This window comes from Anderseniella sp. Alg231-50 (assembly GCF_900149695.1).
In the GTDB taxonomy this organism is placed as follows: Bacteria; Pseudomonadota; Alphaproteobacteria; order Rhizobiales; family Aestuariivirgaceae; genus Anderseniella.
Window position 1 is genome coordinate 350779 of the sequence record NZ_LT703007.1, and the last position, 14882, is coordinate 365660.

General features: G+C 57.6%; 10 protein-coding genes. 7 read left to right on the forward strand and 3 right to left on the reverse strand.

Annotated elements, in window-relative coordinates:
* The first annotated feature begins 87 nt into the window (after nucleotides 1-87).
* Nucleotides 88-903 (forward strand): phytanoyl-CoA dioxygenase family protein, encoded by an 816-nt coding sequence (locus DHN55_RS21655; protein ID WP_108883621.1) that lies wholly within the window; start codon nucleotides 88-90, stop codon nucleotides 901-903.
* 13 nt (nucleotides 904-916) lie between these two features.
* Here the strand turns inward: DHN55_RS21655 and DHN55_RS21660 are convergent, their stop codons facing one another.
* Nucleotides 917-1525 (reverse strand): peroxidase-related enzyme, encoded by a 609-nt coding sequence (locus DHN55_RS21660; RefSeq protein ID WP_108883622.1) that lies wholly within the window; start codon nucleotides 1523-1525, stop codon nucleotides 917-919.
* Nucleotides 1526-1619: 94 nt separating this feature from the next.
* The gene (locus tag DHN55_RS21665; RefSeq protein WP_337660654.1) at nucleotides 1620-2573 is read right to left on the reverse strand and encodes a helix-turn-helix transcriptional regulator; all 954 of its coding nucleotides are present in this window, start codon (nucleotides 2571-2573) and stop codon (nucleotides 1620-1622) included.
* Between the two features lie 97 nt (nucleotides 2574-2670).
* On the opposite strand from DHN55_RS21665, the gene DHN55_RS21670 reads away from it, so the two are divergent.
* The 5 genes from DHN55_RS21670 to DHN55_RS21690 all read left to right on the forward strand — a co-directional run bounded on the left by DHN55_RS21670 (nucleotide 2671) and on the right by DHN55_RS21690 (nucleotide 12129).
* Nucleotides 2671-3495, forward strand: coding sequence for an isochorismatase family protein (locus DHN55_RS21670; protein WP_108883624.1), 825 nt, complete (start codon nucleotides 2671-2673; stop codon nucleotides 3493-3495).
* A gap of 177 nt (nucleotides 3496-3672) precedes the next feature.
* Nucleotides 3673-5028: an efflux RND transporter periplasmic adaptor subunit gene (locus DHN55_RS21675; RefSeq protein ID WP_108883625.1), complete on the forward strand. Its 1356-nt coding sequence runs from the start codon at nucleotides 3673-3675 to the stop codon at nucleotides 5026-5028.
* Nucleotides 5025-8111 carry an efflux RND transporter permease subunit gene (locus DHN55_RS21680; protein WP_108883626.1) on the forward strand — a complete coding sequence of 1029 codons (3087 nt, stop codon included), beginning with the start codon at nucleotides 5025-5027 and terminating at the stop codon, nucleotides 8109-8111. Before DHN55_RS21675 ends, DHN55_RS21680 begins: the two co-directional genes overlap by 4 nt.
* Nucleotides 8112-8436: 325 nt before the next feature.
* Nucleotides 8437-9852, forward strand: a complete 1416-nt coding sequence (locus DHN55_RS21685) for a TolC family outer membrane protein (RefSeq protein ID WP_337660655.1) — start codon at nucleotides 8437-8439, stop codon at nucleotides 9850-9852.
* 132 nt (nucleotides 9853-9984) lie between these two features.
* Nucleotides 9985-12129 carry a type I secretion system permease/ATPase gene (locus tag DHN55_RS21690; protein ID WP_108883628.1) on the forward strand — a complete coding sequence of 715 codons (2145 nt, stop codon included), beginning with the start codon at nucleotides 9985-9987 and terminating at the stop codon, nucleotides 12127-12129.
* 33 nt (nucleotides 12130-12162) lie between these two features.
* Here the strand turns inward: DHN55_RS21690 and DHN55_RS21695 are convergent, their stop codons facing one another.
* The gene (locus tag DHN55_RS21695; RefSeq protein WP_108883629.1) at nucleotides 12163-12777 is read right to left on the reverse strand and encodes a ribbon-helix-helix domain-containing protein; all 615 of its coding nucleotides are present in this window, start codon (nucleotides 12775-12777) and stop codon (nucleotides 12163-12165) included.
* A gap of 245 nt (nucleotides 12778-13022) precedes the next feature.
* On the opposite strand from DHN55_RS21695, the gene DHN55_RS21700 reads away from it, so the two are divergent.
* The coding region (locus tag DHN55_RS21700) for a hypothetical protein (protein ID WP_337660656.1) at nucleotides 13023-14882 on the forward strand (1860 nt) is incomplete at its 3' end.

Consider the following 14882-nt stretch of genomic DNA (forward strand, 5'->3'; position numbering starts at 1 on the left):
CCAGTTACATGTCCAAATCCCTACCGCGGCCAGTATCGCGGCCTGATTGCTTCAATCTGACGACAACAACGTTTGAGACCCTGTACCATGACCCAGTCCAGCGCGGTGCGCGACATCACCGAAAGTGAAATCGAAACCTACAGGCAAGACGGTGTTGTCTGCCTGCGCGGGCTGTTTTCATCCGACTGGGTGGCAGTGCTGCGCGACGCCGCGGAACGATCAATGCAAGCCCCGGGTGAACTTCATGCGGAGCTGGCAGAAGACCGGAAAGAAAGCGGCCGCTTCTTCCACGACACGTTCATCTGGACGCGGGACGACACCTGCCGCGACTTCGTTTTCAATTCTCCGGCAGGCGCAGCAGCCGCCCGGATCATGCAGTCGACCAAGGTGAATATCTTCTTCGACCAGTGGCTGATCAAGGAGCCCGGGACGACCACCAGAACCCCATGGCATCATGACATGACCTACTGGCCCATTGACGGTGATCAGATTTCCACCCTGTGGCTGGCGCTCGATCCGGTAACCAAGAATACCGGCGCTGTCGAGTACGTGAAGGGATCACACAACTGGCGCCAGAAGTTCAGACCAGCCAGCTTCAGCGGCTCCAACCAGTACAAGGAAGCCTTGCCGGACGTGCCCGATATAGACGCCATGCGCGACGAGCTGGAATTCGTCCGGTTCGACCTGGAACCGGGAGACTGCACCCTGCATCACGGATTGACGGTTCATGGCTCACCGGGAAATCAGTCAGCCAGTCACAGGCGCCGTGCCCATGTTTCGCGCTGGGCCGGCGATGATGTGATTTTTCACCCGCGAGACGGGTTGCAGGAAATGCCACCCCTGCCCGATCTGGCCGGCGGCGATCCGATTGACTCAGACCTGTGGCCGAGGATTGTCGGATAGCAACTTCCAAAATTCAGGCGTGGTTCCAGTCGTCCGGATCATCGGAATTGTTCGGTGACAGGCCCAAAATGTCTCCGTCCGTCGAGCACCCCAGGCCCAGTACGGTGCGGTTGGCATAGCTGAAATACGCGGACACCTGATTGATTTCGAGGATTTCGCCGTCGGTGTATCCGGCAGACCGTAATTCGGCAACTATGCCTTCGCGCATGGCGGCTGGGTTTTCGGTCAGTTGCCTGGCGTATTCCATGGCGATCTTCTGCCTGCCATCCAAAGGCGCATCGTCAATGGCCCGGGCCTCGACAGCCGCACGGATCGCCGCCGCCCTGGTGTCATCCTTCAGGAGTCGTTGCAGCCCGCAAAAATGATGCTCAACGCAGTAGCTGCACTCGTTGAGCGAACTGACCCAGACGCCCAGCGTTTCCAGAAACCACTTCGGGATAGTGTTGCCGGAGTGATGCAGGACATATTTGTAGATGGCCATGTGGCCTTCCATCGTGTGTGGCCTGAGCGAATGCATCATCATGATATTGTCGACGTTGTTGCCGGGCCCTTTGACCCGGTCGTACAAGGTCTTCAGTTTTCCCTCCGCATCCTCATAGGGAACAGTTTCTATCCAGGCCATTTCATTTCCTCGCTGGGTTCACGCAAGTGCCATCGCAGATCCATGGGCTAGCAACCATTCCAGAAGGTTGCAAACCCAAATGGAGCTGTCCTGCTCAATCCCGATTGTTCCTGTGGTTCTTGCGATAGGTATCAGGAGATGTACCGCAGGTGCTCGAGAAGGCCCTTGAGAAAGCGCTGCGACTGAGAAACCCGACCTGCTCGGATATCCGTTTCACCGGCAGGTCCGAGTGGGCAAGCAATGCCGCAGCGGTGTGCATGCGCAAACCGCGCAGCATTTCCATCGGCCCGTGGCCGCAGGCCCTGGAAAATTTGTCCGCAAAAGACGACCTGCTCATACCTGCTGTAGCAGCGAGACTGTCCAGCGAATGCGGATGGCCGGGTTTTTCCAGCATGGTCCGCAGCGCCGTCCAGAGACGCTCGTCCACCAATGCAGCCATCCAGTTGAGACCGACATCACCGGCCACAAGCCTGTTGCGCAGAAGATGTATCATGCACTGGGTCAGGATGGCGCGGATCAGTGCCCTGCTGCCGAGAGACGGCGATGACAATTCAACCAGCATCTGTTCGATGGGCGCCAGCATGGGGCTTTGCGCCGTTACCTTCTCAATCACCGGTTCACGAATCAGATTGATGAGATCGCTGGTGCCACGCAGGCCGATATTGACGTGGCTGCAGATGGCCAGGAGCTTGCCTTCAGTCGCACCATTGCCATCGCTGCGAAGGTGGGATGCAAGATCAAGTTCTGCGGGATGACAATCCGGAACCGGCGTGCCTGGATGACCAAAGCTGCGCAGGGTGTGCGAGCGAAGTGTCGGCACAAGCACCAATGTGCCCGGCTCTATCGGAACCGGCGTGCGGCCCTTGAAAACAAGTTCCCCGCGGCCTGCCAGAATATAATGCAGCGTGGTGCCGGACTGGCTGTCGAGACCAAGCGAACACTGCCCCTGCAACTCGCATAGAGCAAATGGCTCGGCCCTGACGGCTATTTCATTGAAAACACGTTCGAACGGCATGTGCAGACCATAACGCAGCTTCTGGACTTTCAAGCACTGAAAAACCCAGCTGGGCACGACATCTGGACGAAAAAGCACATCGATTGCCCCAAGTTAACCCCGTCGCCCCCTGAACAGGAGAGTTTTCAAGATGTGCAATGATCATGACTTCAACAACAACAAGGTGAACCGCCGCGCGGCCATCACAGGCAGTATTGCCGCCGGTGCAGCGGCAGCCGCCAGCGTGGCAGCTTCCGGCGCGGCCAATGCAGCCGACGACCCTTATGCGGAGCCTGCAAAGCCTGCCCTGCCACCAAGTGACATGAAACTGGACCTGAAGCGGACTGCTCTGGTGGTCACCGACCCCCAGATCGACTTTCTCAGCCCTGAAGGCGTGACCTGGGGCGTGGTGGGCGCCAGCGTCAAACACCACAACACGGTTGCCAACATCGAGACGCTGTTCCGCGCCGCCAAAGCCAGGGACCTGACCGTTGCGGTTTCCCCGCACTATTACTATCCGACCGACCACGGCTGGCGGTTTGAAGGTGCGCTTGAAAAACTGATGCACAAGATCGGCATGTTCGATCGCAAGGGCAGCCTTACGACAGAAGGGTTCGAGAACTCCGGCGCTGACTTCATGCCGCAGTACAAACCGTACATCTTTGATGGCAAAACCATCGTGACCTCGCCGCACAAGCTGTACGGCAACGAGTCCAACGACCTGGCACTGCAATTGCGCAAGCACAAGGTTGACCAGATCATCCTGTCTGGAATGTCGGCCAACTTATGTACCGAAAGCCATTTGCGGGAACTGCTGGAACAGGGTTTTGAAGTTGCCGTGGTCAAGGACGCAACCGCTGCAGCCATGTTGCCGGAAGGCGACGGCTATCTCGCCGCCCTGACCAATTTCCGGTACATGGCCAACGCTGTGTGGTCGACAGAAGAAGCCGTGAAACACATTCAGGACGCGGCATAAGGCAACCGTCGCCTGCCACAATCCAGCACTTATGCGCACCTGGTCCCGACCGGGTGCGCTTTTTCGTATGTGACGCCGCATTAGCGCCGGATTCCGGGGCTGGATTACGTCCCATATCCCTGCAAGTATGAGCACCCCGGACCGGGGCTGATTCACGTTCAAGCAAGGGCTCAAGTCATGTGGCGTAAACTTCTGATATTGCCACCCATTTTGCTGGGTGTCTTCGTTGTCTGGTGGTTTGTCAACCAGCGCCAGCCGCCGCAGACAACCGCGCCGCAGGAAGAAGTCCGCAATGTCCGCATTATCGAGGCTGTGCGCGCTGACCTGATCCCCGCTGTCAGTGGTTTCGGCACCGTACAGCCAGCGAAAACCTGGCAGGCTGTTGTGCAGGCGGCCGGAGAGGTTGAGTACAAGCACCCGCGCCTCATGCGCGGCGCGATCATGCCCGCCGGGACGGAGATTATACGAATTTCACCGCGCGACTATGAACTTGCGATTGCCCAGGCGGAAGCCAACATCAGCCGGGCCGATGCGCAGATTACCGAATTTGACCTGACCGAGGACAACACCAAGGCCAGCCTCAAAATCGAACGCCAGTCCCTTACGATCAGGGAGCGCGAGCTGGCGCGGAAGGAAGAACTGGTTCGCAGCGGCGCGACATCCAGAACTGCGCTTGACCAGGAGACCCGTGATACGCTGGTGCAACGCAAGAAGGTCCAGGACCTGGAGAACACGCTTAAGCTGATACCATCGCAACGCGCCGCGCTCGTGGAGCAGAAAAAACTCAACCAGATCGAATTGGACCAGGCCAGGCTGAACCTCGCCCGCACCCGAATTGCGCTGCCTTTCGATGCCCGTATCAGCGAGGTTTCTGTCGAAATAGCCCAGTATGCACAAGTTGGATCGGTGCTTGTCGCTGCCGATGGCATCGAGACTGCCGAAGTCGAGGCACAGGTGCCGCTGGCCCAGTTTTCAGCGCTGGCCAGAGCGACGACACGTGGCGACGGCCCCGTTGGTATAACACCTGAAACGATCGGTGATGTCGTCAAGCGACTGGGATTTTCCGCCACTATTCACCTGAACGCCGGTGAGACCGAAATCATGTGGCCTGCCCGGTTCTCGCGCATTTCCGATACGATTGATCTCAAGACCCGCTCGATAGGCGCCATCGTTACTGCACAGGACACCTGGAAAACAGCCAGGCCCGGGCAACGCCCACCGCTGTCGAAGGGGATGTTTGTCGAAGTAAGAATACGGGCCGGCAAACTGGCCGATCAGATTTTAGTGCCCCGCTCCGCCCTGCACGATGAAAACCTCTACCTTGCCGACAAGGACAACCGGCTGGTCATCCGGCCGGTGGAAACCGGCCTGGCGCAGGAAGGCAATGTCGTTATCCGCTCTGGCGTGGAGCCCGGTGACCGGGTCGTTGTGTCCGACCTGCTGCCGGCAATCGAAGGCATGCTGCTGCGCGTCACCAGGGATGAAAAACTGGAGGCCGAGATTCAGCGCCAGCTTGCGGACAACATCAAATGATCGGGTATTTCGTCCGACATCCGACGGCTGCAACCCTGGTCATGCTGGGCCTTCTGACCCTCGGCATCTTCTCCTTTCCGTCCCTGCAGCGTGAAACCTTTCCACGCATTGCACCGAGCAAGTTGCAGGTCACAGCAGTCTGGCCAGGCAGCAGGCCTGAAGAGGTCGAGCAGGCCGTCTGCCAGCGGATTGAAGATGCCATTGACAGCGTCAACAACGTCGCTGAGGTCATATGCGAGGCGCTCGAAGGCATTGCCACGGTCACGGTCGAAAAAACCGACACGGTTGATCTGGACCGGTTCACATCCGACATTACCAATGCGGTCGACGGTATTACGGAGTTTCCGGAAAATGTCGAACGCCCGGTGGTTTCGCAACTTGGCCGCACGGACTTTGTCGCATCGGTGGCGATCACCGGACCGAAAGATCCGGTCAGCCTGAAGGCCTATGCGGAGTACATCAAGGACCAGATGAAACTCTGGGGCGGCATACCCAAGATCGAGGTTCTGGGTTTCTCCGACCATGAGATACGCATCGAGCTTTCCCGGCCGAACCTGCGCAGTCTCGGCGTGTCGGCAGAAGACGTCGCACGCGCAGTGCAGAAGGAATCGATCGACCTGCCGTCCGGCAGCCTGGAGACGACAGACCGCGAATTTCTGGTGCGCTATGCCGGGGAGCGACGCAAGGTGGATGAATTCCGCGACCTGGTGGTTGTCTCAGCCAGCAATGGTGGACAAATACGCCTGGGCGATATCGCGCATATTACTGACCGGTTCAAGCTGGATGAACAACGCATTGATTTCAATGCCAAACCTGCCGCCATCCTGTCCATTACCAAGACAACGGACCAGGATACACTGACTGTGATCGAACGGGTAAACGGCTTCCTTGGCGATGCCCGGAAAAAAGCGCCCCCCGGCGTCAAGATGGCTGTTACCAATGACGTGTCGTCAATCGTTTCCGACCGCCTGCGCCTGCTGATCAACAATGCTGTCCTCGGTCTTGCGCTGGTGTTCCTGGTGCTTTGGCTGTTTTTCGGATTTCGCTATTCATTCTGGGTGACCGCCGGCTTGCCGGTCTCGTTCGCAGGCGCGTTTTTCCTGATGGTGCTGGTGGGGTATTCCATCAACATGCTGACCATGGTTGGACTGCTCATCGTGATCGGGCTGTTGATGGATGATGCCATCGTGATCGCCGAGAACATCGCCAGCAGGTACGCCGCCGGCAGCTCAAGCAAGCAATCAGCCATCGATGGCGCCGGACAGGTGCTGCCCTCGGTATTCGCCTCATTTGCCACAACAGCCTGTATCTTCGGGTCGCTGGCGTTTCTGAAAGGCGATATCGGCCAGATACTGCGCGTGGTGCCCGTTGTCATGCTGTTCGTGCTGATCGTCTCGCTGGTCGAAGCCTTTCTCATTCTGCCCAACCATTTGTATCATGCGCTTGAAAAGTCAGGCTCCAAACAGGGCCGGGTCCAGCAGGCCGTCGAGACCGGCGTCAACTGGCTTCGCGACCGCCTTGTCGTCCCGCTGGCCAGGATAGCTGTGACATGGCGGTACCTGACCTTTGGTGCCGCGATCGGCGTGCTGCTGCTTGCGGTGGGAGCGATGGTCGGCGGCCTGATCAAGTTTTCTCCGTTTCCGGACCTGGACGGCAATGTCATGGAAGCCCGCATCATGATGCCTCAGGGAACGCCGCTTGAGCGCACCGAGGCCGTGGTCGCACGCATTGACGAGGCGTTGGAGACCGTGAATGCCCGCCTGAGTCCGAAGCAACCGGGCGGCCAGAAACTGGTGCGCAGCATAACGCATCGGTTCAGTTTCAATTCAGATGCGGGTGAGACCGGGCCCCATGTGGCAACGGTGATTGCCGACCTGCTCGATTCAGAAACAAGAACCTCGCAGATCACCGACGTGATCGAGCAATGGCGTTTTGAAACAGGTGAGCTCGCCGACGTGGTGACCCTGAACTTTACCGAGGGCACATTTGGCCCCGGCGGCCGCGCCATCGACATCCGGCTGATGGGCAACGACCTGGCGGAATTGTCAGCGGCAGCGAAAGAAATGGTGACATGGTTGCGGCGCTACACGGGCGTCTACAATGTTACGGACGACCTGCGCCCAGGAAAACCGGAATTGCGCATTACGCTGCGTGACGGGGCAGCCACGCTGGGTGTGGACGGACGCACGATTGCCGACCAGATCCGGTCAAGTTTCTATGGCTTCAAGGTCGATGAGATCCAGTCCGGCGCGGAAAGCTACGAAATCAATGTCAAATTCGATGCCGCAAGCTCGGATTCACTGGCTGACCTGGACACCTTCACCGTCACGGCGTCGGACGGCAGCCAGATTCCGCTGAGTGTCGTTGCAACGGTTGAAAACGGCCGCGGGTTTTCGCGCATCCGCCGTGTGGACGGACGCCGCACTGTCACCATCCAGGGCGAACTGGACAGCCGTTTCGGCAATTCAACCGAGATACTTGCTGACACCCGGGACCAGTTCCTGCCGAAACTGAAACAGGACCATCCCGGTGTGTCGTCAAGTTTCGAAGGCGCCAATGCGGACGCCGCAAAAACCCAGGCCTCAATGCTGAGCGGATTCGTGCTTGGGCTGATCGGGGTTTACTTGCTGCTCTCGTTCCAGTTTCGCAGTTACATCGAGCCGCTTGTGGTGATGATCATCATCCCGTTCGCCTTCATTGGCGCGATTGGCGGGCACATGCTGCTTGGCCTGGACTTCACCATGCCGTCAATGCTGGGGTTCGTGGCGCTGGCCGGAATCGTTGTGAATGACTCGATCCTGCTGGTCAATTTCATCAAGCACTATCACGGCGACACAAACTCCGTGGCCGAGGCGGCACCACTGGCCGCCGGAGCCCGGTTCCGGGCGATCCTGCTGACCTCGCTCACAACAGTTGTGGGGCTGATGCCGCTGTTGACGGAAACCTCGCTGCAGGCCCAGGTTCTGGTGCCGCTGGTCACAAGCCTTGCATTCGGCCTGATGGCAACCACCGTGCTGGTGCTGTTCATCGTGCCTGCGGTCTACACCATTCTGGATGACATGGGCGTTGCGCGCATAGACTAAAACGGGCGTTGCTTCAATCTGGTTGCAATAACGCCAATGATCAGCATAAGAACTAACTTGATTCGGCAAACAATCGGCGGAGTCTTGCCGGATGGTGGATGCACATGAGCAAGAAACAGGACAACCGTTCCACCCGAAATCTCAGTGGTGAATTGTGGAAGTTTCACTGTGTTGCCCAAAAGACACAAATTCTAGGAAAACGAGTTTTGGGCACGATTTTTTTACTTCTGTATGGCAAAAATGTGTAATAAGGACTTCCAGTTACAAGTGCGCCATGCTGTTTCATTTCGGCGCAACGAGTATGCTGGTCTGGTGAGGGATGGTAATGCGTTTTTTTGGCAAACGGACTTTTGCAGCGGCTGGTTTCTTGTGGGCTCTGATCGGCCCTGGCCAGGCAATGTCTCTCACCGAAGCTGTCAGCATTGCCGTTGACAGCAATCCGGAAATCGGCCAGGCGATAGCAAATCGCGAAGCTATTGAGTTTGAACTGGAACAGGGGCGCGGACTGTTCAGACCCAGAGTGGATCTGGAAGCGCGCATCGGCGGCGAGTTGCGCGACAGTGCGACGACCAGATTGAACGGCGACGACGATCATGTGTTCCTGCGCCGCGACGCAAGCATTGTTGCAAGGCAGTTGTTGTTTGATGGCTTTGAAAGCCGGTCGGAAGTGGAGCGTCAAGCGGCCCGAGTCGACGGTGCATCATTCCGGGTTTTTGAGCGCAGCGAGTTCATCGCTCTTGCCGTTACAAGAGAGTATCTGAACATTCTCCGCCTGAGGCGGATTGTAACCATCGCGGCACGGAACGAAGGCTATCACCGCAGTCTGCTGAGCAGAATAGGCAGAGGAGCAAGTGGCGGTTCGATAAGCACCGCCGACAGGGATCAGGCGCAAGAACGCCTGTTTGCAGCGCGAGCAAGGCTGGCTGAATCCAAGGAAGATCTCACCGCGGCAGAGGCCCGGTTTCTCAAACTGGTCGGCAGATCATCGGGACGTATGTCGCAGCCGAGACCGATCACCAGGCGTTTGCCACCTTCGCTGAGTGCAGCCATCGGGCACGCGCGCGTCAACAACCCGTCCATCAAGATTGCCCAGGCCGACATTGACGCGGCAGATGCACTTGTACGCAAGGCGAAGGCCCGGTTCGCCCCGAAACTAAGCCTTGAAGGACGTGCGTCAGCTGGCGACGACGTGTCAGGCATTCGCGGCCAGGACAATGACATACAGGGCAACGTTGTCATGTCATGGAACCTGCTCAATGGCGGCATCGACAGGGCGAATGTTCAGGAACAGGTGCGGCGCGTTGATGAAAGCCGGATGAAACTGCACCAGATTTCCAGAGACGTGGAAGAAGCTGTCCGACTGTCCTGGAATACCCATAAACAACAGCGGCGCAGGCTCCAGGAACTGCGCAGGCAGGAACGTACGATTGGCCGTCTGGTGGAGTCCTACTCACAGCAATTCGGGATTGGCGAACGATCCCTCCTCGACGTGCTGGACACGCAGAACACTCGCTTTTCAGCCCAAAGTGCGGTGGTGACATCCGAAACAGCGGTCAGGTTTGCCCGGTACAGGATTCTCGCTGCAACCGGCCAGTTGCTGTCAACACTTGGTGTGCGCGCGCGTCCTGGTGCAGACGCATATGCCCGCGATCTGATGAAGGTGCCTCCCACTCCTGAAGCCGAGACCCACGAAAGGCATGAGCCGGACCGCGCCAACACAGGTTTAGGCCCCCTGTACTGACAGCGGGTTTTCGCGACTAATGCCGAGGAGCATGACCTGTACCGAGCACAGGTCGCGCACGGAAAACTGCCGGCGGAAACCGGCGAAGAACACTCGGCAGTTGGCGATACTTAACGCATGGATGGCTGGTAAATGAACGTTCACTCAGGCGACGTCGATGTGTCGGGAGACAGCAAGGACCCCCTGCTGCGGTGCCTGCTGTTTCTCTCCGGCCTGTTTGACCGCGAAGTTTCTGTAGACTCCGCTTTGGCCGGTCTGCCGCTGGTCAATGGCAGATTGACTCCGGACCTCTTCATTGAAGCGGCGCAGCGGGCCGGATACGGGGCTGCCATTGTCAAGCGACCTCTCGCCAAGATCCATCCGATCGCATTACCTGCCATCTTGTTGTTGAAAGACCAGGGAGCATGCGTCCTGCTTCAAAAGAAGCGCGGCAAAAGGGCAGACATATACGATCCGGTTACCGGCACCCAAACGACCATCAGATTGCGCAGTCTTGCGCCGTCCTATGAAGGTCATTCGATTCTCGTCAAGCCTGAAGCCCAACTGGCTGCAGACGTGGTACAGGCCTCCTCAGAATTCAGGGGACACTGGTTCTGGGGAGCAGTGGCCAAACTCTGGCCAGCGTATGTGCGGGTCATACTGGCAGCCGCCCTTGTCAACATTCTCGCACTGGCGTCGCCACTGTTCATCATGAACGTCTATGACCGGGTGTTGCCGAACAAGGCTGTTTCAACGCTTTGGGTGCTGGCGTCCGGAGTCTGCTTGGCAATACTGTTCGATTTTCTGTTCCGAAACATCCGCAGCTGGCTGACAAATGCTGCAGGCCGGCGGGCGGATGTTCTGCTGGCTACGCGATTGTTTTCCCATGCCATGTCGCTGAAACTGGGCGACAGGCCAGAAACCACGGGCAGCTTTGCCAGCCAACTGCGGGAATTCGATGCCGTGCGCGATTTCTTTACCTCAAGCACGCTCGCAACACTGACGGATTTGTGTTTCTTTGGCCTGTTCGTGTTCGTGATCTACCAGATCGGAGGTCCGATTGCTGCGGTACCGGTAATCGGTGCGGCACTGGTGGTGATATTCGGCCTGGCCATTCAACTGCCACTGCGTTCCGCGGCACGCAAGACCCAGAAGGAAGCTGCACAGCGACACTCGCTGCTCGTGGAATCCATTGCCGGACTTGAGACAATCAAGACGTTGCGGGCCGAAGGTGTCCTGCAGCGTCTCTGGGAAGGCCTGGTCGGCAAGACGGCCAAAACAATGGAACGCTCGAGAAAGCTGCAGGCACTGATCACCAACGTCACGACAGCGGTTCAGCAGATGGTGACCATCGGCGTGGTACTGGCTGGCACCTACATGTTCGACGCTGGTCAGATTACCATGGGCGCCATCATTGCTTGTGTGATCCTGGCCGGGCGCAGCGTCGCACCTTTCGGGCAGTTCGCATCGCTGCTTGCTCGTTCACAGCAATCGTTTGCCGCACTGTCGACACTGAATGCACTGATGCGCCTGGAGAGCGAAAGGCCATTGGGCAAGAACTTCGTCAACACTGACATTGAGCCAGGCTTGATTGAGTTCCGCGGAGTCTCGATGACCTACCCGAATTCACCGACACCCGCACTGTCGGAATTCAACCTTACAATCCGCCCGGGCGAGCGGGTCGGTATCATCGGGAAAATCGGTTCTGGGAAAACCACCATTGGCCGTTTGCTTGCCGGAATCTACCATGCCCAAACCGGGCATTTGCTGATTGACGGTGTCGATATCCGCCAACACCATCCACATACGGTGCGGCGCGCGATTGGCGTGGCAGGGCAGGATTCCGACTTGTTTCATGGCACCGTAAGATCAAATATCCTGCTTGGCGCGGGAGATGTTTCCGACGAGGAGTTCCTGAGCGCGACGCGATTGTCCGGTGTAGACGATTTCACGATGAAACATCCCTCCGGATACGACATGGAAGTCGGCGAGCGTGGAGCCCTGCTGTCAGGTGGCCAGCGTCAGTCGGTCTGCCTTGCCAGACTATTTATCAGAAGACCCAGGATAGCGTTTCTCGATGAACCGTCCGGATCCATGGATCTGGCAAGTGAACGTGCCCTCATTGGAGAACTGAAAAGCAGTTTTTCCAGCGATCAGACATTGATCGTTTCAACGCATCGCTACAGCATGCTCGAACTCGTGGACCGGCTCGTGGTCATAGCAAATGGAAAGGTGGCTGCAGATGGGCCCAAGGATCGTGTGCTGAAAGCGCTCAAGGACCGGCTGGCTAGCGGCTGATGCTCATCTGTTGATCACACGACCTGGCAGGTATCAACTGGCCTCGACAAACACCACCACAGGGCTGCGTGCACCCAACGACCGGTCCAGCAGTGCGAAGCGCACACTTCTCTGCAGCGTCGCCGTGTCCGTCATGAAACCTACCTGACCCGAGACTACCTTGTTTGGATTGTCGGCCAGGTACTCGACGATTTTCTTGAACGGCTGGTTGAATGTGAGTCTCGGAGAGGCGGGCTGGTCGCCATCCTCGTCTTTCATTGCTTCGAGAACGGACGACACGAAAGCCGGGTTGAAGGCGACTATCTTGCGATCCCGGGAGACGACGAAAACCGGACTGGGACATGCCGTAATGATCTCGCCGAGATTGCTCCCTCCCGGAAACGACACGTTGTGCTGCAATTGTGAATTCAGTGCCTGCAGACAATGACAGCGCAGAAATGAAGCACGGTTCTGCTTGTCGGGGACCCGCGAAAGCAGGGAATGGACATGTGCTGAGAGGCTCTGTTTTCCTGCTTTGGCAAGTTGCTCGAGCTGCTGCCAGTACACGCCCTCCAGACGCACTGCCAGCCGCGATTTGTTGTGTTGCAACACCCTGGTTTCCATGTTCAGCCCACTCGGTACGCTATAGATTGTTGTTTCAGCATTCATCGACTCCTCATATCATATCATAATATGTTTCATTGCGTTATCCGTTGACCATACGGCGCGAAACTGGTGCTTTCTTCGCTATATTCGCAGCCTCCTCATATCATAATATGTGTTTTGCGTGAAAAAACCGTTGCCCGGGCATGGACTCGTTGTGTAGGACGCCCCATTGTTCCGTTAATAAAGAGTAAACAGGTCAGTTAAAATTGCACGCCGGCAGTGGCCGGAAGATGTAGGGATGGCACAAGATGACAGACTATTCGAACGGTCCTGCCGACGAGGCGGGTTCAACCGGGCAATCGGTAAATCCGGAGACGGAACTTTCCGAACATACCTCGACTCAAATTGCACAAGCAACCACCGGTTCAGAGACAGTCCCGGCTGCACAGGGACCGGAATGGAAGATTTCGGGAACCGATGGCGTCGTTGAAGGCGGAAACGCCAGTTATCAGCTGTCGGCTGGCGGCCCGGTGCCCGAAACAGGACAGTCCCATTCCGTTCAGATGGAACTGCAGCTGGACAATAGCGGATCATACACGCCGGTAGAAAATGCGGACTTCACCTCCAAGTTTGCCGACGCCGTCAAATCGGCGGCCCCGGCAGGTTTCACTGTTACCGGAGACGGTAACGGTCCGCTGACAATAACTATTGACTCGAATGCCCAGGAAACCGGGTTCAGCTTCACGCTCAAGACTTATGACGATGGCCATGTAGAAGCGGTGGAGGATTTCTCCATTGTGCTGTCGAGTCCGGTCTCCTCGAACACACTGGTTGACGCGCGTATTGCCCCATCTTTCCGCGAGGCTCGCACCATAGTGCGGGATAATGACCAGGAAGACCCGATCGCGCAACAAGATCGGACCGACAACAACACAACCGGGTCGGCCACCGCGAAAACCGACCAGATAGACACTGCAGCTATCCGGGAAACGGTGACCGTCACGGAGGGTCAACCGGTTGTGCTGCCGGCGGATTTCCAGCTGGCGGCGGTGCTGGTCTCCGGTAATGATCTCGTTCTGCGCGGCACGGACGGCTCTTTGATCGTGATCAGCGATGGCGTCAACAATGTGCCGACCATCCAGACGGCGGCCGGCATTGAGATTCCGGCAAACGTTATGGTCTCGGCGATCAATTCCGCGAACACACAAACGGCAGCGGGTGAAGATGGCAGTGAACCCACGGCACCGGCCAGCAGCGGCGGCAATTTTGCTGCCGGACCAGGGCAGATAGGTGACCCGTTTGATCTCACGGAATTGCTGCCTCCGACCGCCTTCGACCGGGAGTTCACGGATCCGGTGGAATTTGAAGGGGTTTTGATCGAAGGCGAAGACATCCCACCTCAGATCATCGGCGTGTCACCGGAGGCTCTGCTGGTCGAGGAACCCGATCTGGACGGCATTGGTACGACACCGGGCGAAACCGGGGAAACCGACAGCTCGCAGATCACCATCCTTGCCGGGTCATCCACGGTAAATGCTATTGCCTTTTCTCCCGACCAGTCGGGCATACAGGTGACCGGCCTCGACTTGAGCCTCTCCGCCCCGATTGTATGGGCTATCGATTCTTCGACCGGCAATCTGGTTGGCACTGTCGATGGCACTGAAGTCATCCGGATATCACTCACATTGAACGGCGGTATTATTCCCGCTGACAACACCGGAACGGCAGACATAGAAGTCGAATTGCTGGGGCCACTGCAGAATCTGCCTGGTAACGGCAGTGTTGTAGTTTCCAACATCTCGCTGTTCGTGACCGACACGAATGGCGAGACAGCCAGCACGGTCACATCGGTCGAAGTGATTGACGATGCACCGGTGGTGAGTGCCGTCGCAGATGATCAGGTAACCGCAGCACTTGACGAAGGCGATCAGGATGCCGGGTCGCCGTCAACCGGGGTGACCTCGGTGATCAACACCGGCGCCATCACCAAAGGCGACGATCCTCATGTTGTAAACACCAATGGCGATGCAATTGCTGCTGCTTCCACCACTGAAGCACTGGTCGATATCACCGCCCTGTTCGGCGCCGATGGCCCTGCAACAACAGATAACACGCAATATGCCCTGGCGTTCACCAATACCACCTCAGGCCTGACCCTCACCGACGGC

Coding starts and splice junctions, on each gene's coding strand:
- DHN55_RS21655 (WP_108883621.1), top strand. CDS start 88: ATGACCCAGTCCAGCGCGGTGCGCGACATCACCGAAAGTGAAATCGAA.
- DHN55_RS21660 (WP_108883622.1), bottom strand. CDS start 1,525: ATGGCCTGGATAGAAACTGTTCCCTATGAGGATGCGGAGGGAAAACTG.
- DHN55_RS21670 (WP_108883624.1), top strand. CDS start 2,671: ATGTGCAATGATCATGACTTCAACAACAACAAGGTGAACCGCCGCGCG.
- DHN55_RS21675 (WP_108883625.1), top strand. CDS start 3,673: ATGTGGCGTAAACTTCTGATATTGCCACCCATTTTGCTGGGTGTCTTC.
- DHN55_RS21680 (WP_108883626.1), top strand. CDS start 5,025: ATGATCGGGTATTTCGTCCGACATCCGACGGCTGCAACCCTGGTCATG.
- DHN55_RS21685 (WP_337660655.1), top strand. CDS start 8,437: ATGCGTTTTTTTGGCAAACGGACTTTTGCAGCGGCTGGTTTCTTGTGG.
- DHN55_RS21690 (WP_108883628.1), top strand. CDS start 9,985: ATGAACGTTCACTCAGGCGACGTCGATGTGTCGGGAGACAGCAAGGAC.
- DHN55_RS21695 (WP_108883629.1), bottom strand. CDS start 12,777: ATGAATGCTGAAACAACAATCTATAGCGTACCGAGTGGGCTGAACATG.